The following is a 22293-nucleotide window of genomic DNA, read 5'->3' on the forward strand; positions in this document are numbered from 1 at the left end:
GAGATTACTTATTTGTTATAATAAAATTATACTATCATATTAAATAATATAAAATATAAACTCTAAATTAAATTTTACATTATTTAATTTAAAAATCAATTTGCAAATTTTACGTAAAATTACACAATATTAAATAAGCTTATATATGTTAGGATTTTAATTGTTCATCCAAATTAAGAAAAATAACTAATTTAAATATGTAATATTTTTGAAACACATATTTAATGTATATTTATTTTAGAAATTGTTATTTTTAAACTATAAAGAATGCGCTTCATACGGTATAATAGTATACACATAATATTTAAAATTAGGAGATTAATGAATGATAAAATTAAATTTCGATGTGAAAAGACATACTTTAGCAAATGGGCTGGAAGTAATAACTATAAATAAAGACACTCAAATTGCAGCTATAAATATAGGTGTCAAGGTTGGAGCATTATATGAGAATATAGAAGAAAAAGGTATAAGTCACTTTATTGAGCATACATTATTTAAAGGAACTACATCGAGAAGCGATGAAGAACTTAATGAAGAGTTGGAAGCTTTAGGTGGAGAATATAATGCTTATACAGATTATGACGCAACAGTGTATACAATTAGCTGTTTGATGGAAGAATTTAAAAATGCAGTAGAACTTTTAGGCGATATGATTATAAATCCAGCTTTTGATAAAGAGGAAATTGAAAAAGAAAGAGGAGTAATTTTATCAGAAATACGAATGAGTAAAGATGATATAGAAGATTTTAGTTTCAAAAATGTAAATAAAATTGCATTTACTAATAGTCCACTTAAATATGAAGTGACAGGACTTGAAGAAAATGTATCAAGATTCACTAGGGACGAAATATTGTCTTATTATAATAAGTATTATACACCTGAAAATGCTCTTATTACTATGGTATCATCTTTAAACCATGATGAAGCAATAAAATTAGTAGAGGAACATTTTAAGGAATGGCTAGGCGAAAAAGTTAATCCTATAGAGATTATAAAAGAAAAAAATAAGGAAATAATAGAAATAAGTTATAAAAAAGATATTGAACAAAGCACTATAGTATATTTATTTACCTTTAATGATTTAGAAAAATCTGATGAACTTCCGCTTAGAATATTAAATCATAGACTTGGAGAAAGCTCAAATTCATTGCTTTTCAGAGAAGTTAGAGAAAATAGGGGATTAGCTTATGATATTTATACTCATCTTGAAATAACAAGCAGTATAAAGACTCTTTATATATATACTGCAGTTGGAGAAGAAAATGTTGATGAAACTAAAGATGCAATAGATGAAATTTTAAAAAATTTGGTTGATGGAAATATAAAAATCGTAGATAAGGATTTAAATATAATGAAGAAGGTTCATAAGACAGCAGTAATATCAACTTTAGAGGATTCTTCAGAATTATGTAATTATATGCTTCATCAAGCTTTAGAAGATGAAGACATATTTGAATTTGTTAAGGATATGGACAGGTTAAATAATTTAGATACGATAAAAATAAATGAAGTTGGGGAAAAGGTTTTAAAAAATCCAACTATTCATATATTAAAATCTAATTAAGAATAGATTCAGTAAAAATAATTTTAAATATGAAATATATATTTTCTGAATATTAGACTAGATATATGTTTCATAAAAAAATAATTTGTTCAATTAAAATGTAGAAATTTTAACTAAAATCGATATAAATGTAATTTATAAGCAAAGGTGAAAATTAAAAATATGGCAAAAATAACAAAGATAGAAGTTCAAAAGAAAAATAAAGAAAGAGTTAATTTATTTTTAGATGAGGAATATGCATTTTCTCTTTCAATAGAATTAATTTATAAAGAAGGACTTAAGAAGAATGATGAAGTAGATTCCCAAAAGCTTGAAGCTTTAGCGGAGAAAGAAAGCTTAATAAGATGTAAAAATTCTGCTTTAAGAATTATTGAAAAAAGTCATAAAACCGAAAAAGAAGTTATAGAAAAACTTAAATCAAAAGGATATGGAGATAATGCTATAAATAAGAGTATTGAATTTCTCAAAGAATACAATTTTATAAATGATTTAAATTACGCAAAAGCCTTTATAAATGATAAATTAAATTCAGTAGGAAGCCAGAAGATTAGGTATACTTTACTTCAAAAAGGTATATCTAAGGAACTTGTAGAGGAGCATTTATCTAATTCAAATAAGGAAAATGAAAAAAATGTTGCATTCAATTTAGCAAAGAAGAAAGTTGACCTTTTAAGAAAAAAGGAAAATGATAATTATAAAATTTCAGGCAAATTATATAGATATTTGATTTCTAAGGGGTATGAGTATGATATTACAAATGAAGTTGTTAAGCAAGTTATGTCATTAGATGACTTTGAATAGTTTTATGTTAAATAAAAAATATTAAATTACATAAATTTAATATTTTTGTTATAATAGAATGTAAAGTGTGGGGGAAATTTATGAGGGAGAGAAACTTATTATTAGTAATTTCTGCTGGGTTTATTACAGGATGCATTCAAATAAGTATAATTATTGGGTTGTTAGTAATTCCAAAATTAATATTTAATTCTACAGCTGCTAATTCATTTTTGGAAAATGAAGTTAGAAAAGAAGCTGTAGCCATAAATGATGGACAATATGGAAAAAGTGATGATAATGCTTTTTTTAAGAAGAAACAAGGTGATAAAAATGACTCTTCTAATGAAGTTATTATTTATAATGGAATTACTATAGATGAAGGGATAAAATCTAATGAAAGTATCGTGAGCAAAGCAATCCAATTAACTAAAAATGCTAAGAGTGACAGGGAAAAAGCTAAAATATTATATACGTGGATTGGAAGTAATATAAAATATGATGATAATAAAGCACAAAAAGTATTAAATGGAAAAGATGCAAATGATATGCCTGAAAGTGGAGCTATATGTGCTTTTGAAAATAAATCAGGTATATGTTTTGATAAAGCATGTCTTTATGTAGCTATGTCAAGGGCAGTAGATCTTAAGGTAAGGCTAATAGGTGGACAAATATTAGATGAAAATGGGCAGTATTTAGGTCATGCATGGAATCAAGCTTATATTAAGGAAGAAAACAAATGGATAAATGTAGATTCAACCTTTTATGAAGGCGGAAATTATTATTTTGATTCTGAATTTTTTGATGACCACAAGGCAGAAGATATTGCAGGGGAGTGGTAAAGGATGGGGTGACGATTAATACATTGCATTTAATAATTAAGGAAAACCCATAGCTTTTGGAAAAATAAAATCTAAGAAGGCTATAGGATTTCACCTTTAATTGTATAATGCACATTGTTAATTTGCCTTTTTATGAAGCTTAGAAATAATAAGATTTATAGCTTTTTCACAGTCAGTATCATTAGGATCTATTGACCAAGCTAGATTAAAAAGACGCAAAGCAGTATTAAAACATTCCTTCATAACATAACAATAACCAAGATTAAAGAAATATTTACTTTCATGTTTAAGAGAAATTGCTCTATTAAGCATTATTATTGCATCATCAAAATTTTTTAGTTTAATAAAGCAAACACCACAATTATAATAGGAGCAAGCTTCGTTTAGCTTTTCAGATGCAGATTTTTTATAACAGGATATAGCTCTTTTATAATCTTGTATATTATAAAATTTATTTCCTTCATTAAAATAATTCATAGGTGCCCTCCAAAAAAATAAAATTGTAAATAATATCCTAGATACCTTATAATTATAGACAGCAAGTTAAATTACTATACATACGAACATATAGAATTATTTATAAATAATTTAGAATGAGAAGAAGAAAATATTTGTGAAAAAAACAGAGTAGGTGAATAGAAAAATATGATAAATTATAAAATTGGATTAGACATAGGATCAACAACAGTGAAATTAGCAGTTCTTGGAAATGAGGACAGCTTAATATATAGCAAATATCAAAGACATTTTTCAGATATAAGAAGTACAATTATAGATTTAATAAAAGAATGTTATGAAATACTTGGAGATATTGACTGCAGGATTAATATAACGGGCTCTGGTGGATTATCAGTATCTAAATGGCTGAATCTTGGTTTTGTACAAGAAGTAATTGCATGTTCTAAAACTGTTGAAACATTTATTCCACAAACTGATGTTGTAATAGAGCTTGGAGGAGAAGATGCTAAAATAACATATTTTAGAGGTGGAATAGAACAAAGAATGAATGGAAGTTGTGCTGGTGGTACTGGAGCTTTTATAGATCAAATGGCAGTATTATTAAATACAGATGCTTTAGGGCTTAATGAGTATGCCAAAGAATACAAGGTATTATATCCTATAGCATCAAGATGTGGAGTTTTTGCTAAAACAGATGTACAACCATTAATAAATGAAGGTGCTGAAAAGAGTGATATAGCAGCTTCTATTCTTCAAGCAGTTGTAAATCAAACTATAGGTGGACTTGCATGTGGTAAACCTATTAAAGGAAACGTAGCTTTTCTTGGTGGACCATTATTTTTCTTATCAGAACTTAGACAAAGATTCATTGAAACATTGAATTTAACAGAAGAACAAGTGATAGCACCAGAAAATTCTCAACTTTTTGTTGCTATAGGAGCTGCACTTTTATCAAAAAAAGAAAAAGTGACATCTCTTAATAAGATAGTGGATAAGATTTCACATATTTCTAATATAAAAGAAGATACAGAACCTAGACTTGAACCGTTATTTAAAGATGAAGAAGATTATAAAAATTTTAAAGATAGACATAATAAAAATATATTGAAAAGAGCAGACCTTGATGATTATAAAGGAAAAGCATATTTAGGAATAGATGCAGGTTCAACAACAACTAAGGTTGCACTTATAAGTGAACAATCTGAGCTTTTATATTCTTATTATGGAAGCAATGAAGGAAATCCATTAGACAAAGTCGTATGGATTATGAAGGACTTATACGCAAAACTTCCTAAAGATGTTGAAATCGTAAATTCAACAGTTACAGGTTATGGAGAAGCGTTGATTAAAGCAGCTTTACATATAGATATTGGAGAAATTGAAACAATTGCACATTATAAAGCTGCCGATTTCTTTTTGCCAGGTGTGGACTTCATTTTAGATATAGGTGGACAAGACATGAAGTGTCTAAAAATAAAAAATGGAGCAATAGATAGCATACTTTTAAATGAAGCTTGTTCATCAGGTTGCGGGTCGTTTATTGAAAGCTTTGCTAAATCATTAGGTATGAATATTGAAGATTTCGCAAAAGAAGCATTATTTTCAAAAGCACCAGTAGATCTTGGATCAAGATGTACAGTTTTTATGAATTCTAGAGTTAAGCAGTCACAAAAGGAAGGTGCAGAGATAGCAGATATATCTGCTGGACTTTCATATTCTGTTATAAAAAATGCACTTTTTAAAGTAATAAAATTAAGAGATGAAAAAGACATTGGAGAAAAAGTAATAGTACAAGGTGGAACTTTTTACAATGAAGCTGTACTTAGAAGTTTTGAGCTTATTTCAGGCAGAGAAACTGTTAGGCCAGATATATCAGGATTAATGGGTGCATTTGGATGTGCGATTATTGCAAAAGAAAGATATTTAGAAAGTGAAAAATCTACTTTGCTACCAAGACATAGAATAGATGAGTTTAAAATGACAGCTTCTTTTAGACGTTGTGGTAAATGTGGGAATAATTGTCTTTTAACTGTAAATAGGTTTTCTACAGAGGAAGAATTCATCTCAGGGAATAGATGTGAACGAGGACTAGGCCTAGAAAGACCTAAAGAAGATAAATTGCCAAACTTATATGAGTATAAGTATAAGAGGACTTTTAATTATAAACCACTAAAAAAAGAGGAGGCAAAAAGAGGCGTAATAGGAATTCCAAGAGTTCTTAATATGTATGAAAATTATCCGTTTTGGTTTACATTATTAACAAGTTTAGGGTTTAGCGTTAAATTATCTAAGCCTTCAAGCAAGAAAATATATGAACTTGGGATAGAAACTATACCATCAGAATCAGCATGTTATCCAGCAAAGCTTGCTCATGGACATATAATTGATTTAATAAATAGTGGAGTTAAGAATATTTTTTATCCTTGTATATCTTATGAAAAAACTGAGTTTAAAGACGCTCAAAATAATTATAATTGTCCTATGGTAACTTCTTACCCGGAGGCTATTAAAAACAATATGGATGAATTAAAATTAAATAATGTTAATTTTATGGAACCATTTTTATCTTTAGATAATGAAAAGGAACTTGCCAAAAGAATAGTAGATGAGTTTAATATGTTTAATGTTACTTTAGAGGAGGCAAAAGCAGCAGTTAATAAAGCGAGCATAGAAAGAGATCTTTTTAAAAAGGATATACAAAAAAAAGGTGAAGAAGTTTTAGAATATTTAAGAAAAAACAATAAGAAGGGAATTGTGTTAGGTGGAAGACCTTATCATATTGATCCTGAAATAAATCATGGTATTCCAGATATTATAAGTTCCTTTGATATGGCAGTACTTACAGAAGATAGTGTATCTCATTTAGGAGTATTAAAAGATAAACTGAGGGTTGTAGATCAATGGATGTATCATTCAAGATTATATAGAGCAGCAGCTTTAGTAGCAGATGAACCTTGCATAGATATGATTCAATTAAATTCCTTTGGATGTGGATTAGATGCTGTTACTACAGATCAAGTTTCAGAAATTATATCATCAAAGGGAAAAATTTATACAGTTCTTAAAATAGATGAAGGTAATAATTTAGGAGCAGCAAAAATAAGAATAAGATCATTAAAAGCCGCTATGGATGAAAGAGAAAGAAAAAATTATGTTCCAATTGAAGAGCCAATTGTATATAAAAATCCAGTATTTACAGCTGAAATGAGAAAGAAGCATACAATTTTATGTCCTCAAATGTCTCCAATACATTTTGACTTAATAGAAACAGCCGTAAGGGAAGCAGGATATAATGTAGAAGTTTTACCATCTATGGATATGAAGGCAGTTGATGAAGGGTTAAAATACGTTAATAATGATGCTTGTTATCCTTCAATAATAGTAATTGGTCAAATGATCGAAGCTTTAAAATCAGGAAAATATGATGTGAATAATACTTCAGTTATAATTTCTCAAACAGGCGGAGGCTGTAGAGCAACTAACTATATTGGATTTTTGAAAATGGCATTAAAGCATGCAGGCTTTGAACAAGTTCCAATTATATCATTAAATGCAGTAGGACTTGAGGAACAGCCAGGGTTTAAGGTTACACCAAAACTTCTTCATAGATCAATTATGGCATTAGTTTATGGTGACTTATTTATGAGGGTTTTATATAGGACAAGACCTTATGAAAAAGTAAAAGGATCAGCAGATGAACTTTATAAAAAGTGGAATGAAAAAGCTAGATTAAATTTAATAAATGGAAGCAAGAGAGAATTTAATAAAAATATAAAAGAAATAGTTAATGATTTTGATAATTTACAATTATTAAATGTAAGAAAGCCTAAAGTTGGTGTTGTTGGAGAGATATTAGTTAAATTTCATCCGACAGCTAATAATGATATTGTAGGAATTTTAGAAAATGAAGGTGCAGAAGCAGTAGTGCCAGACCTTTTAGATTTCTTCTTCTATTCAGCTTTAGATGCTGATTTTAAAGCCAAATTCCTTGCAGGAAGTAAAATGTCAAAGCATTTATGTAATTTAGCAATTATGTATATGGAGACTTATAGAAAAACTATGAAAAAGTCCTTAGAAAAGAGTAATAGATTTTCTAGCCCTAAGCATATAAGAGACCTTGCAGATATGGCATCACCAATTCTATCTCTTGGAAATCAAACAGGAGAAGGATGGTTTTTAACAGCTGAAATGATTGAGCTTATAGAAAGTGGGGCAACTAATATTGCGTGCCTTCAACCTTTTGCATGTTTACCTAACCATGTTACAGGAAAAGGTATGATTAAAGCTTTAAAGGAAAGATATCCTAAATCAAACATAGTAGCTATCGATTATGATCCAGGAGCATCAAATGTAAATCAATTAAATAGAATTAAGCTTATGTTATCTGTTGCATTTAAGAATTTAGAAGAAACACCTACAATTCATAAAAAACACGAAGAAAGTACAGGAAAGCAACCATTTGAAAATGAAATAAGTTTAACATTAGAGTAAAATATTCAAACTATGAACATTCCAATTATAAATTTATAGAGAATGAAGTACGCAAGTATAAATTTATGTAAGGATTATTTTGTAACATATATATAATAATAATTTAAGATAGCTTCATCTGAGTTAGATGGAGCTATTGTAATTTATAGTGCGAGAACACAGCATTTTTCAAACAGGAAAACTGATAAAATTTAGTGTTTAGATAATTGACAATGAATAATGTATAGTTGATAATAATGAAAAAGCCAATAACTTTTCTAGAAATATATAATTTAAGAACCAATATGAAAGTTTAAGACTAAATTGTCAAATATCAATTGAAGTGTACTTATTCAGTACTTTTCGTTAATTCAGGCTTTTAGGAATATGCTATTTGGAGGAAATAAATGCAGAGAAAAAATAAGCAACAAGCAAGCAAAAAATCTAAAATATTAGTATTTTTTATAGAATTAATGTACATATTTATTTTTTTAGCAATAACAACACCTATTATTTTATTGTATGGACCATATGAAAACACTAGGAAAGTGCTTATATCAACAATATTAGGAACTAGACATTCCTATTTAATAACTGATTATTTATCTCAAGAAACTATAAATAAAATTTTGGGAATAAATAGTCAAATGCACGAAGAGTCTAAAGATGAAGTTGCTGAAGAAATTGCTACAGATATTAGTAAGATAAATGTTAAATATACGAGTGGAAATGATATAAGCAGGTATGACATTCATACAGAAAGATATAATGGATATGTTCTAGAAATAAAGAATCCACTTGGAGTAAAAGCTGCAATGACAAAACATGTAGGTAAAATGGGACAAAAAACAAGTGAAATGGCGGAAGATCATAATGCTATTGCAGCTATTAACGGTGGTTCTTTTGTGGATCAATCTTCCGATGGAACACTTTATGCAGGAACAGGGGCAGAACCAGGTGGATTTGTAATTTCAGAAGGTAAGGTTATATATCCAAAAACTAATATAAAGAAGAAAAATATTGAGAATGTTATTGCATTTACTAAAAAAGGACAACTTATAGTTGGTGACCATACCCTTGAGGAATTGGAAAAATTAGAGGTAAAAGAGGCAATGTGCTTTAGAAGACCTAACATTATTATTAATGGAAGAGCACAAATAAAAGATAAAACGTCAGATGGACTTAATCCGAGAACTGCAGTTGGACAAAAGGAAGATGGAACAGTGATATTTTTAGTTATTGATGGTAGAAAGATTACATCTCCAGGTGCAAGTTTATATGATGTTCAACAAATAATGCTTGAGAGAGGAGCTATTAATGCAGGTGCTTTAGATGGTGGATATTCATCAACAATGTATTATAAAGGTGAGGTAATAAATTCACCAAATGCTTGGGATGGGGAAAGATCTGTTGCTACAGCTTTTTATGTTGAGTAGAAAATTAGTTTCGTTTGAAGAATTAAATTATATATGCTGCAAAAAGAAATTTTCATTGAGATTACTTATCGGGACTCAATTTTGTTGAATAATCAAAATTATAAAATGTATATTGTAGATATCTTAGTGGGAAACAAAACCAGTGGCAATAAATATTTAAGAAACTTTAATGACTTAATTAAGAAAAGTATATGGTAGATAAAGGTGTTTTAGTAGGAAAGGATTAAGTGATGAAAAACTTTATAAGAATATTAGCATGTACACTTATAGCGTTAGCAATTCAGCAAGGTATATTTTTATATGTAGAAAAGGTTTATTTAGCTTTAGATGTAAAGATAGAAGCTCAAAAGGTTGAAGAAAAAGAAGTTCCCAAGAAGAAAAATTCCAATGAAATTGATATCAAAAACGGACTTGGAGAAGTTTCATTATCATCAGACAGCAGATTTGTTGCATATATAGAGGACAATAAACTTAAAGTATTAGATAGTACTGATGGAAGTGAAAAGGAATTTACAACTGAAAGCAATGGAGAGGTAATATTTTATAAGTGGTTAACAAATGAAAGTAGTATAATTGTTATTCAAAAGGTACAAAAAAATGGAGAAGTATATTTTGAACCAGTATCGTTTAATGCTAAGAAGGGAGAGACAAGACAACTTTCAGATTTTAATTTAAAAGAGGTTAAAATTAATATAGAAAATAAAACTGATAAAATTGATAATGTTGTATTTTCAAATGCGACTCATAGCCTTTATATAAAAATTCTAAAGAAAAATGGGAAAAGCGATCTATATTACGCAAACGTAATGAATCAATTAGCAGAAGTTAGATCTAATAAGAATATAGGAAATATTGTAGTTCCAACTACGAATACAAATGCAGTAATGGAAATGGGCGAGGGGATAACTATATTAAATAGTTCAGGAAATATAGAAATACCTAATGTTGACGTTGCAAAAGTATTAGGTGTTGATATTAATGATAATGTATATTTTGGTGAACAAGTAAATGGTGAAATTAGTAAAATATATTATACTGTTTTAAATGATAAAAAGCCTCAATGGCATACTTTAACTTTGCAAAAACCAGTTGATAAGGCAGATATACTGATTGATTACTTAGGAAAAGTTTATGTTAATAATAAAATTGAAAGCAATGTTTTAGAGCTTGTTAGTAAAAAGACAATTAAATATGAGGGGGAGTTAGTTCAAACATACTCTAAAGGTGTTATTTCTAGAAATGGTAATAAGTTAATAAAAAATGAAATAGAAGAACCTAAAAAAGTCATTAATTAGAAATTACAATTCAATTCACATAAATTTGAATTAAATATAGTAATTTTAATTTATGTGAATTTGAGATATAATACCAATATAAAAATATTCCACTAAAAAAGTATAATATTAAGAGAATAAATAGCATAGTATTTAGATATTACAAATCAATTATTAGATGAATCTGTACAAGTTCCTAATAATTATACAAAAGAAGCAGTTGCAATAAATAAAACAACTGATAATGCAAAGTAAGGTGGAGAGTTTATACAATAAAGCATAGATCTAGTAAATACCACAGAAGATATTTTCAAACAAATTTTAGAATAAGTAAATGAAATAAATATACATGCAAGTGTTGTATCAGAATTAAATTGTAAATGTGAAATTTATGGAACTACAGCAATGGATATATCAGACACATAAACTAAAGCAGTAAATACATTACTAAGATTTTCAAAGAAATTGATTGAGGCTGTAAAATCAATAAGGAATGAAATATAGAAAAATTGACATAATTTATTTGTAATGTGTATAATAATTATGGGAAAGGAGTTGGAATTTATGAGTAAAGGTAAAAAGATTAAATTAATTAATGCGAGTAAAATATTAGGAACTATAGCAGTTGTAGGTGGGTTTTTAGCTATAGGTAAAAAAATTAAAAATAATAGAGTGCAAAAGAGTTTAGAAAATGAAGAATATTCTACAGGTAATACTAGATTTTTTGGAACATTATATTTAGACGATGGAAAAGAAAAGACACCAGTTGATTTTCAAGATTTTAAAGACATTCCAGTATATACAGGGCAAAAAATAGAAATAAGAGATACAGATAAAAATCATAAGAATAAATTATCATGGATAGAAATAAATGATAATAATAAAAAGCTTTTAATTTGTGATAGAAATATATTAAAAGAAGTGACTTGGAATGAATTAAATCAACAAAATTTAATTTTTGGCAGAGTAGTGATAATAGATGGGAAAAAGTATATACTAAGGCTTTTAACAGGATCTAATGAAAAGCAAGATGGAAAAGTAAATGAATGGGATAAATATGTAGTTAATGTAGATAATATTGTAGGACTTCCAGTAAGTGCTGATTATGAAACAGACTATAACTCAAAAGATGATGAAAATAATGATAATTTGTGGCATTGGTATAATTTTGCTAGCTATACACAAAGTGAAGGTTCAAAAGGTAAGAAATTATGTGTAACAAGAGGATTTTCTTTTGTAGAAGATTCTAATGAATCTGATAAGGATTTGAAATATGAAACTGTAGGATATAGACCAGTTTTAGAATTGCTTGAATAAGAATATCAAATATATTTAAAGGTATATAAGTACTTAAATAAGTTTTTATATACCTTTAATTTTTATTGAAGTAAATTCTCCGTTAAAAGATTTATAAAATATCAATTAGAAATTTCTAATATAATTATAGATAGAATGTAGATATTTTCCTTGAAAAGTATTTATACATATACGTAATAATTTTTTTACAATAACATATAATTGCAGTATAATTTATGTTATAAAATTATTGGAAATTATAATAAAAATATTTTAAAATTAATAAGGATGTGAGAATATATTTATGAGATTTAATAAAATTTTTGAAATAGATAAAGTAAATGAATCAATTGGGAATATTAATTTTAGAGAAGCTGTTAGAGGAGTTATAATCAAGGACAATAAGATTTTAATGGTACATTCTAAAAACAGAGATTATAAATTTCCTGGTGGGGGTATTAAAAAAGGTGAAGGATATATAGAAGCGTTAAAACGAGAAGTTGAAGAAGAAACAGGGTATGTTTGCAGTAAAATAAATGAACAGGTTGGAATTATAACTGAAAAGAGTAAGGATAAATATTTTAACGATAGAATTTTTAAGATGATATCATATTATTATTTTGCAGAAGTTTATAATAAAAAAAAATCTCAGAAATTAGATCCTTATGAAGCAAAGTTAGGTTTTAAACCAGAATGGGTTAATATAGATGATGCTATAAAGAATAATAATAAAATAATTAATTTAGGAATTGAACCGATTGCTAATTGGATTTCTAGAGAGACTTATGTGTTAAAAGAAATTAGAAAATATATAGAAGAAAGGTAAAGATAAAGTTATAGTAAATTTAAAAGAAAATGTTTACAAAAGTTGAAAGTGAAGTTATAATGAGTAAGTGATTAATTAAAATTAACCGTATTATTTAAAAATGCTTTAAGTTTATAATTAAATTAAATATTTATCTTAGTGAATTTTCAAATGAAAGCTCATAATCTCTTTTACATACAATTGAACTCTACTTGTGGAGTTCTTTTTCTATGTAGAGTATAAAACAATGAATATTAAATAAATTGTAGCTCTTGAATATAGTATATACGTTGTAATTTTAATTTTTCAACAAAATTAAATGGTAATAACTGCTAGTTTTTAAACTAGATACATGGAGTATTCAATATATAATAAAATTAAATTTTAGTTATTGTTTTTTATTATCTAGAGTTATAGATGATTTTACGCAACTATAACTCTTTATTTCTGTTTAGACTGTTGTCTTATACATTTTATTTTTTATACAATTTAAGCTTATATGGAAATGCTAAAATATAGAAGAATATATTACTCTAGTATCTGGGAAATTGGCTATAAGTATAGAACTGAAAGCCACAAATATATTAAAGTATCTATTTAATTAACTGAACAAATTTTTTCTTTCCAAGCTTTATTATATCTCCATTTTCAACAGGAGTATTATCAAAATCAGTTATTTTTTCTTTATTTATTTTGACTCCGCCTTGAGTTACAAGTCTTTTAAATTCATTATTGGATGATAGGAAATTAGCTTTTACAAGAAAGATTCCTATTTCTTTTAATGAATTACATTCAGAAGGAACACTAATTTGAGGAATTATATCAGGTAAATTACCTTGTCGAAATACATTTTCAAAGTACTCAACTGCTGATTTAGTTTCTTCTTCTGTGTGGTATAAATTTGTAATAATTTTTGCTAATTCAAATTTGACATCTCTTGGATTTTTGCCATTGTCTAATTGCTTTTGAAATTCGGCAATTTTATCTGGATGCTCATCTGTAGCCAATTCAAAGTATTTTATAATAAGATTATCTGGAATTTCCATTACCTTTTTGAAGATTATTTCTGGTGCTTCTTGAATACCAATATAATTTCCTAAGCTTTTACTCATTTTCTCTATTCCATCTAACCCCTCCAAGATAGGCATAAATATTGCTATTTGTTCTTCCATACCAATACTTTTTTGAAGTGTTCTACCCATAAGTATGTTGAAAGTCTGATCAGTCCCACCAAGTTCTATATCAGCCTTTAATGCTATTGAATCATAGCCTTGCATTAGTGGGTAAAAAAATTCATGAATTCCAATAGGGGTATTATTGTTATAACGATTTTTAAAATCATCTCTCTCTAACATTCTTGCAACAGTAGTAGTTGCAGCTAATCTTAATACTTCTTCAAAATTTAACTCTGATAACCATTCGCTATTAAACTTTATTTTAGTTTTATCCTTATCTAATACTTTCAGAATTTGTTTTTGATAAGTTAAAGCATTTTCCATAACTTGTTCATTTGAAAGTGGTTTTCTAGTCTTTGATTTCCCTGTTGGATCACCAATTTTTCCTGTAAAGTCACCAATTACGATAACTGCCTCATGACCTAAATCTTGCATTTGTTTAATTTTCCTTAATACAACAGCATGACCTAAATGAATATCTGGAGCACTTGGATCTAAGCCTAATTTAATTATTAAAGGTTTATTTTCTGTTTCAGATATCATGAGCTTTTTTTTCAATTCCTCAATACTGATAATATTAGCAACACCTTTTCCTATGATTTTGATTTGTTCTTCAATGTTATTTTTCATCTTTTTAACTCCTTACATTTTAAGTTTTAATATAAGCAAGTTCTATAAGATTCAATAGGCAATAAAAAAACTCTTGTCCTTTATAATTATAAAGGACAAGAGTTTAACTCTCGTGTTACCACCTTAATTCATTAACCGCTCACACGATTAACCTCTTCAAGTACGCCAAAATTGGTTATACTTTAGCACTATAACGGGTGCAGGGGGCCGTCATCACCTACTTGAGATACCAACATACATATTCAATGAAAACAAGTCAATATGCTTATTTTTATACTTAAATATATCTAATCTTTTTCAGTTCGAAGCTCTAAGATGTATTCAAAATCAGCTTCCATGCACCTCTCATCAACCGGTAACTTTCTGTTTGGATGATCCAACTTTTACTTATTCTTTTCATTGCTTTTACTATCAAATCCCATACTCTAAAATATAGTAAACTATAAATCTTTGTTATGCGATATATATTAAATTATTACAATTATATTGAAACAATTTACTTTTGTCAAGGAATTTAAAAAGATAGAGTTAAAAATAGTAAAATTCAAAATTTTGATTTTCACTTATCTAATTAAGAATTGTCTTGTTCCTGCATATAATTTTCATACCAATTACTAAATAGAACCTTACAAGCTGCAGCAACTGGTACAGCAAGAAGCATACCTAATAATCCACCTACATTACCACCGATTAAGATTGCCATCATTGTAAAGACGGCATGTAAACCAACGCTTTCACCTACAATTTTTGGAGCTAAAAGATTATTATCAATTTGTTGCACAACTAGCATTGAAATAATCGCATAAAGCACCTTAATTGGACGACCACTTAGTAGCCCCATAATTGCAGCGAGAATAGTACCAACAACTGGACCTACATAAGGAATCATATTGCATATACCTGCAATGATACCAATGACAAAAGCATAATCTATTCCAACGATTGAAAGAGCTATTGCAGATAAAACACCAACAAAAAATGCTTCTAATAATTGTCCACGAAGATATTTTGCAAAAACTTCATGAATAATCTTAAATACATAAGAAAATTTAACACCAGCTTTACTTTTTCTAAAGATTAAGTAATAAAGCTTATTTAATAAGCCTAAAAAATATTCAGAATCCTTTAAAAGATAAATGCTTATCACAAGTGCAATAAAAAATGTTGCAATACTGCTGCCAATAGACATTAGATAAGATGTCATATTTCCAAGGTTATTTTCAATATATTGCTGCAGATAAATGATTCCATTTATAACATAAGGCTTAATAGTATCAACTAAAGAACTATTTAAACTGTCTAAAGTTTGCTTTATAGAATCTGTTGAAAATGAAGTATTACTTAAATATGTAGAAATTGCTTGAGTCATATTTGTTATAGTTGTATTTTTTGATAATTGCCCACCAATCATAAAATAGATTCCACAAAGTAAGCCTAAAAAAATACCTATTATTAAGAGATATGAAAATATAATAGCTAAAATACGTCTTGCTGATGCATTTTGAAGCTTGTATATTCTATTTTCCTTTAGAAAATTTTCAATGGTTCTAGTTATAGGGTATAAAAGATAGGCAATTGCAATTCCTATGAGCAGTGGCTTAATTAAATTAGTTAAATAGTCTAAAATATCAAAGGCACCTGTTAATAATACCCCAATATTATGAATTATTAAAAATGCCATATATATTATGACGGCTGTAATAGTTATGTAGATTGAGTACTTTAATAATTTTTTATCAAATTCGATTTTCATAATGTAACATTTATCTCCTTAATTATTCACTTATTTTATTGCTATAATTTAGTAGTCATGCTAATTTCATATATAATAATTAATATTATATATAAGTTCTAATTAAAATTCTACAATTTAATTAGAAAATTAAATTATGGTTATATAGTATTAATTATTTTAATATATTAAAATAATTAATACTATAAAGGACCGAGATTAAAATATGGGAGGAAGCTTTGAGTATGGAGATAACAAGGATTTAACTTATGATAATTTATATTATAAATATAATAAATTTAAAGATGAATACGAATTTGGAGTGAAAGTTGATGAATTTGATTATTTTGAAAGAGACAACAATAAAATAATATATTCTAAAGAAGAAATAGAAAATATTTTAAAAGAATGTATAGAAAACATGGTTATAGAAATAGAAAATGTAATAGATGAAAAATTTGAACAGCATAATTTTATGGCAACCTACAACAGATATGTTCATGATTGGAATGAGGTATTATGTAGCATTGAGGTTAATGGAAAGTTAGTGGAAGTAAAGCTTACCAATGACTATGTATCTGATGAGGCAAACAGTATAAGTTCAGTTTACATTACCCTATATAATGATGGAAAAGGGATTTTTACAGAGTGTATAGAGCGCATTAATCAAGAATATGAATTTATAGGTTCAGTCTATTCTTATGTACCTATAAATGAAAGGGAATTATGCTTTAAAGAATTAGACGAGAATAAATTCATAGAAAGTATAGTTTCTGAAATAAATAAAATAATATAAGTTTTTTAATAGAATAAGTTGATTAATACAAAAATAATTGTTTTAAAGTAAATGACAATAGAAAAAGTGTTAGGAGAATAATATAAAATTTAAACTCTAACACTTTTTGAACGAATATTTTTAGAATAATATAATTAAACCTGGATTATATATTGAGGGTAAAAAAATAAATTAATGATGAATAGAAAATATTATAAACTTAGTTTTTTGTATCTAAAAAAATTCATAATAACTTATAAATATATTGTGTAAATTATGATAACACCTTAAAAATACCAAAAGAATCATATAAATTTTATGATTTTAACATATATGTTCTGATAAATAAACTAAATATATATGTTTTTATGTGAGAAATTAACTAGAACTCATATATTAAAGTGGTACAATTGATAATTTCTTTGAAAAACATTTCTTAAATAAACTGTCGATTTCAGAAGGTAAACTGTCTTTCATATATTTTACACTGATTTCAGGTAATGCTAATTTAAAATCATCTTTTTCATTTATAACAACAACTTCAGTTAAACTGTTATAAAAATATTTGTCAATTAGATGTGCAAGAGATAATATTACAGAAAGTCTTTTACAAATCATAATATCATCCTTAGATAATAAAGCTCTATATTCCTCAACTAATTTGTAATCAAATTTACCACTTAAGGCAACTGTATAGCCAACCATTAGTAGTTCTTTATGTGTAAGCCCTGCAATAAGTGAATTTATTATAATATAAAATCCATGCTTAGATGCAGATTTTACAGAAATACTTACTCCTATATCATGTAATTTTGCAGAAATATTAAGAAGTTTATTTTCTAAATTCAAATATTTTGAAATAGGATTTTCTAAATATTCGAAAAGTACATGGGATAAATCGCGGATTTTCTCAGCATGAATAATATTTAAATCATTAGTAGTTAAAATGTTATTTAAAGAGAAATCTAAAATATCCTTATTATCAATTTCATTTCCTAAGAGTTTTTCATATAAAACACCTTCACGAATACCATATTGACTAATTTTAAGTATTGGACAATTACAGTAATTCATAAACATTACCAAGGCAGAAAAAGGTGCTGTGAATATATCAGCTCTTTCACTCGGAAGCCCCTTTAATTTAGATTTTTGATTGGCACTAAGATTAAGCACGTAATCATATATAGTTTTAACTTCATCAAAGCCTATTGTATAATTATGAAGTAAATCTAGGGGGTAATTTATAAATTTTTTATGAATTTTACCTATTGAACGAGCAGTACCACCAATACCTATCAGAGGTAAATTTCTACCATTTTTTAACCAAGTTAATTTGTCAAACTCATTAAAAATAAATTTTTTAAATTCTGATAGCTCGTTATTATTTGGAGGATTATCAAAGGAAAAGAGCTTAGTTAGAGGAATTGATCCAATTGGAAGGCTTATTCCATTAACAATCTTTTTATCTTTTACTAAAGTAATTTCCATACTAGATCCACCAATATCAATTAAAAGAGCATCTCTAACATTTATAGTAGACTTAACTGACAAATATCCATAGGCAGATTCTTCAAATCCACTTAAGATTCTAATATCAAGATTTAGCTTCTCTTTTACTAAAGATACGATTTCAGATCTATTTTTTGCGCGTCTAATTGCTTCAGTAGCTACTACAATTATTTCTTCTACATTATTTTTTTCACAAAGAATTTTAAAGAATTCTAAAGTAATTAATAATTTATCAATTCCTTCATTTGTTAAATTGTCTAATTCATTGATAAATTGTCCAAGTCTTGTCATTCTTTTTTCTTCATCGATTATTTTAAAAGAGTTATTTATATATATTTCATATACTAAAACCCGCATGGAATTAGAACCAATATCAATTACCGCAATATTTTTCATTTTTATCCCCCTCTTTATTACATAATATGTCAAAAAAAGTTAACTTATAAATAATAATATGTTAACATAGAATTAACAAAAATATTAGATTATATTAGTGTACATTTAAATATATTACATTATTCATTAAGTATTTTAAATACTATAATTACAAATAATAAAAATAAATTAGAAAATTTAGTTTATTGGGTGAGGAGAATAACAATGAATCAAACATACACATATGATAATCATGAAAATTTTTTTAATAGAGAACTTAGTTGGCTTGAATTTAATCAAAGAGTTTTAGATGAAGCTAAAGATAATACAAATCCGCTTTTAGAACGACTCAAATTTTTAGCTATATCTAGTTCAAATTTGGACGAATTTTTTATGGTGAGAGTTGGTTCTTTATATAGTCAAATTCAAGCAGGATTTGAAGAAAGAGAAGTTTCAGGGCTAACACCTAGTGAACAGGTTGATAAAATATTACATAAAGTTAGGAAGATGGTAAAAGATCAGTATAAAACTTATGACCATTTATACGATCATTTAGGAACGCAAAATATAAGAATTTTTACATATGATATGTTAAATGAAAAACAATTAGATTTTGTAAATGATTATTATAAAAATATTCTTTATCCAGTACTGACACCCATGGTAATAGATTCTGGAAGACCTTTTCCGCTATTATTAAATAAGACATTAAACATAGGGGTGGTATTAAGTGCCAATAAAAGTGAACAAGAAATATTTGCGACTATTCAAGTGCCATCAGTATTAGAAAGATTAGTTCCTATTCCCGGAGATGAAGGCGAAAATTTTGTATTATTAGAAGACATAATAAAAAATCATTTAAGTGAATTGTTTGGATTTAAAGTATTAACCACCGCTTGCTATAGAATAACAAAAAATGCTGACTTGAGTTTAAATGAAGAAGGTGCAGAAGATCTACTTGAAACAATAGAAGAATCTCTTAAGCAAAGAAGATGGGGACTTGCTGTAAGGTTGGAAATTGAAGACACTAATGACAATAGAATTATAAATAAATTAGAGCAAGAATTTGAAATATTAGATAATCAGATATTTTCAATAAAGGGACCAATTGATTTAACATTTATTAATAAATTATATAGCATAAAGGGATTTAATGAACTTAAGTTTGAGTTAATAAAAAGTTTACCTATTAAAGAATTGCAGGAATGCGGTGATATGTTTCAAGCAATAAGTAAAAGAGATATTTTTCTTCATCATCCATATGAAAGTTTTTCTTCAGTAGTTAAGCTTGTAGAAACAGCAGCACAAGATGAAAAGGTCTTAGCTATAAAACAAACCTTATATAGAGTAAGTGGTAATTCACCTATAATTGCAGCTCTTTCAAAAGCTGCCGAAAATGGAAAGCAAGTAACAGTATTAGTTGAACTTAAGGCTAGATTTGATGAAGAAAACAATATTCACTGGGCAAGACAGCTTGAAAAAGCAGGCTGCCATGTTATATATGGGGTAATAGGGCTTAAAACGCATTCAAAAATATTACTAATAGTTAGACAGGAAAAGAAGGGGATAAAAAGATATGTTCATTTAGGAACTGGAAATTATAATGATGTAACTGCCAAATTTTATACAGATATAGGTATTCTTACGTCAAAGCCAGAATACGGAGAAGATGCATCTGTTATATTTAATATGCTTTCAGGATATTTTAAACCGGAAAACATGAGCAAAATAACTATTGCACCATATGGACTTAGAAAAAAATTAGAATATTTAGTAGAAAGGGAAACCGAGTATGCAAAGCATGGTAAGTCGGCGAAAATAATTGCTAAAATGAATTCCTTAATTGATAAAAAGCTTATGATTGCTTTATATAAGGCTTCACAAGCAGGGGTTAAAGTAGAACTTATAGTTAGAGGGATTTGCTCCTTAAGGCCTGGAGTAAAAGGGTTAAGTGATAATATAAAAGTTAAAAGTATAGTTGGAAGATATCTAGAACACAGCAGAATATATTATTTTCATAATGATGGTAAGGAAGAGATTTATATATCAAGTGCTGATTGGATGTATAGAAATTTAGACAAAAGAGTTGAAACAATGACAATAATTGAAGAGCCAATAATAAAAAAGGAACTTAAAGAAATGTTAGAACTTTATTTAAAAGATAATGTCAAAAGTAGAATTTTACTTCCAGATGGCTCTTATAAAAAGCTAGAAGCAGAAGGAAGAACAATAAATGCACAAGAAGATATGTCAGAACTTTGTAAGAAGTTTAATAATAAGTCTTACTAGATTAATTTAGGTTTAATTTAATTAAGTATTAAATTTATAAATAAAAATACTCAAGAACAAAAAAAATAAATCGATAATAAATTAGAATATTATGATTTTAAACAAAAGATGACTTACATTAAATGTTCTAGGAGATGATAATAATGAAAAGTAATAAAATTAGAATTTTAACTTTAGCGATAGTAGCTGTTTTAGTACAAAGCACTTGTGTATATGCAGCAAGTAATAAGGATAAGGATGAGTATTCTAAGGATGAATTAAATAACTTGGAACCTGGCTTTGAATGGGAAGATATTGATAAAAGTAACCAAAAGGTTAACTCATATATCAATAGTTATTCTAGCGCAATAACTCCAAAGGAAGCAGCGGAGAATGAGGATAGTAGTAGCACTTCAACAAAAACAACAACTGCGAGTAATACTACGGATTCAGCAGTGACTAAAAATGTAATCATAAGCACTCAGCCAAGCACAGGAAACAAGGGAGACTATTGGGGGAAAATTTCTGGGGGAAAATGGATGCTTATCGAACAAGGAATTCCAACAACAGGCTGGAAAATGGTAAAAGGCAATTGGTATTACATGGATTTAGAGGGAATCATGCAAACAGGTTGGTTAAATTATGGAGAAAATTGGTACTATTTGAATTCTAGTGGAGCTATGGTATCTAACACATATGTTGATGGATATTATATTGACTGGAATGGAGTTATGCAATAAGCTTTCTTACTAACTTACACAAAATTTATAAAAAATAATTACATTTTAACAATAAAAAGCTATTTAAAATAATAAGTATTTGAGATAGCTTTTTTTATTTATAAAATTATAATTACAATTAATGAAAGGAAATTTAAGATGGTTTTATGAATTTATAAATCAT

15 protein-coding genes are annotated in these 22293 nt (G+C 27.3%); 11 read left to right on the top strand and 4 right to left on the bottom strand.

The window, feature by feature from the left end; genetic code table 11:
• The first annotated feature begins 325 nt into the window (after window positions 1-325).
• From CLPUN_RS07515 to CLPUN_RS07525, 3 genes are all read left to right on the top strand, one after another.
• A complete protein-coding gene (locus CLPUN_RS07515) occupies window positions 326-1567 on the top strand; it encodes a M16 family metallopeptidase (protein ID WP_077846690.1) in 1242 nt (413 codons plus the stop codon).
• Between the two features lie 162 nt (window positions 1568-1729).
• Complete coding sequence (gene recX, locus CLPUN_RS07520) at window positions 1730-2368, top strand: recombination regulator RecX (RefSeq protein ID WP_077846691.1); 639 nt, start codon at window positions 1730-1732, stop codon at window positions 2366-2368.
• An 80-nt stretch (window positions 2369-2448) separates the two neighbouring features.
• On the top strand, window positions 2449-3186 hold the full coding sequence (locus tag CLPUN_RS07525; protein WP_077846692.1) for a transglutaminase-like domain-containing protein: 738 nt from the start codon (window positions 2449-2451) through the stop codon (window positions 3184-3186).
• 117 nt (window positions 3187-3303) lie between these two features.
• Here the strand turns inward: CLPUN_RS07525 and CLPUN_RS07530 are convergent, their stop codons facing one another.
• Window positions 3304-3663 (bottom strand): tetratricopeptide repeat protein, encoded by a 360-nt coding sequence (locus tag CLPUN_RS07530; RefSeq protein ID WP_077846693.1) that lies wholly within the window; start codon window positions 3661-3663, stop codon window positions 3304-3306.
• Window positions 3664-3831: 168 nt separating this feature from the next.
• Here CLPUN_RS07530 and CLPUN_RS07535 point away from each other — a divergent pair, with 168 nt between their 5' ends.
• The 5 genes from CLPUN_RS07535 (at window position 3832) to CLPUN_RS07555 (ending at window position 12947) form a co-directional block, all read left to right on the top strand.
• Window positions 3832-8136, top strand: coding sequence for a 2-hydroxyacyl-CoA dehydratase (locus CLPUN_RS07535; protein WP_077846694.1), 4305 nt, complete (start codon window positions 3832-3834; stop codon window positions 8134-8136).
• A gap of 386 nt (window positions 8137-8522) precedes the next feature.
• Window positions 8523-9551, top strand: coding sequence for a phosphodiester glycosidase family protein (locus tag CLPUN_RS07540; protein ID WP_077846695.1), 1029 nt, complete (start codon window positions 8523-8525; stop codon window positions 9549-9551).
• A gap of 230 nt (window positions 9552-9781) precedes the next feature.
• Window positions 9782-10846: a hypothetical protein gene (locus CLPUN_RS07545; RefSeq protein ID WP_077846798.1), complete on the top strand. Its 1065-nt coding sequence runs from the start codon at window positions 9782-9784 to the stop codon at window positions 10844-10846.
• A gap of 543 nt (window positions 10847-11389) precedes the next feature.
• A complete protein-coding gene (locus tag CLPUN_RS07550; RefSeq protein WP_077846696.1) occupies window positions 11390-12142 on the top strand; it encodes a hypothetical protein in 753 nt (250 codons plus the stop codon).
• Window positions 12143-12425: 283 nt separating this feature from the next.
• A complete protein-coding gene (locus tag CLPUN_RS07555; RefSeq protein ID WP_198944304.1) occupies window positions 12426-12947 on the top strand; it encodes an NUDIX hydrolase in 522 nt (173 codons plus the stop codon).
• Between the two features lie 572 nt (window positions 12948-13519).
• On the opposite strand, the gene tyrS is transcribed toward CLPUN_RS07555, so the two are convergent.
• Window positions 13520-14731, bottom strand: a complete 1212-nt coding sequence (gene tyrS / locus CLPUN_RS07560) for a tyrosine--tRNA ligase (RefSeq protein ID WP_077846698.1) — start codon at window positions 14729-14731, stop codon at window positions 13520-13522.
• 571 nt (window positions 14732-15302) lie between these two features.
• On the bottom strand, window positions 15303-16484 hold the full coding sequence (locus CLPUN_RS07565; RefSeq protein ID WP_077846699.1) for an AI-2E family transporter: 1182 nt from the start codon (window positions 16482-16484) through the stop codon (window positions 15303-15305).
• 205 nt (window positions 16485-16689) lie between these two features.
• Between CLPUN_RS07565 and CLPUN_RS07570 the strand changes: the two genes are divergently transcribed.
• Window positions 16690-17259 (top strand): hypothetical protein, encoded by a 570-nt coding sequence (locus CLPUN_RS07570; RefSeq protein WP_077846700.1) that lies wholly within the window; start codon window positions 16690-16692, stop codon window positions 17257-17259.
• A gap of 375 nt (window positions 17260-17634) precedes the next feature.
• Here CLPUN_RS07570 and ppx read toward each other — a convergent pair whose 3' ends face one another.
• The gene (gene ppx, locus CLPUN_RS07575; protein WP_077846701.1) at window positions 17635-19143 is read right to left on the bottom strand and encodes an exopolyphosphatase; all 1509 of its coding nucleotides are present in this window, start codon (window positions 19141-19143) and stop codon (window positions 17635-17637) included.
• Between the two features lie 204 nt (window positions 19144-19347).
• Here ppx and CLPUN_RS07580 point away from each other — a divergent pair, with 204 nt between their 5' ends.
• Window positions 19348-21411 carry an RNA degradosome polyphosphate kinase gene (locus CLPUN_RS07580; protein WP_077846702.1) on the top strand — a complete coding sequence of 688 codons (2064 nt, stop codon included), beginning with the start codon at window positions 19348-19350 and terminating at the stop codon, window positions 21409-21411.
• A 143-nt stretch (window positions 21412-21554) separates the two neighbouring features.
• On the top strand, window positions 21555-22130 hold the full coding sequence (locus CLPUN_RS29150) for a cell wall-binding protein (protein WP_077846703.1): 576 nt from the start codon (window positions 21555-21557) through the stop codon (window positions 22128-22130).
• Window positions 22131-22293: the final 163 nt, after the last annotated feature.

This window comes from Clostridium puniceum, from assembly GCF_002006345.1.
In the GTDB taxonomy this organism is placed as follows: domain Bacteria; phylum Bacillota; class Clostridia; order Clostridiales; family Clostridiaceae; genus Clostridium; species Clostridium puniceum.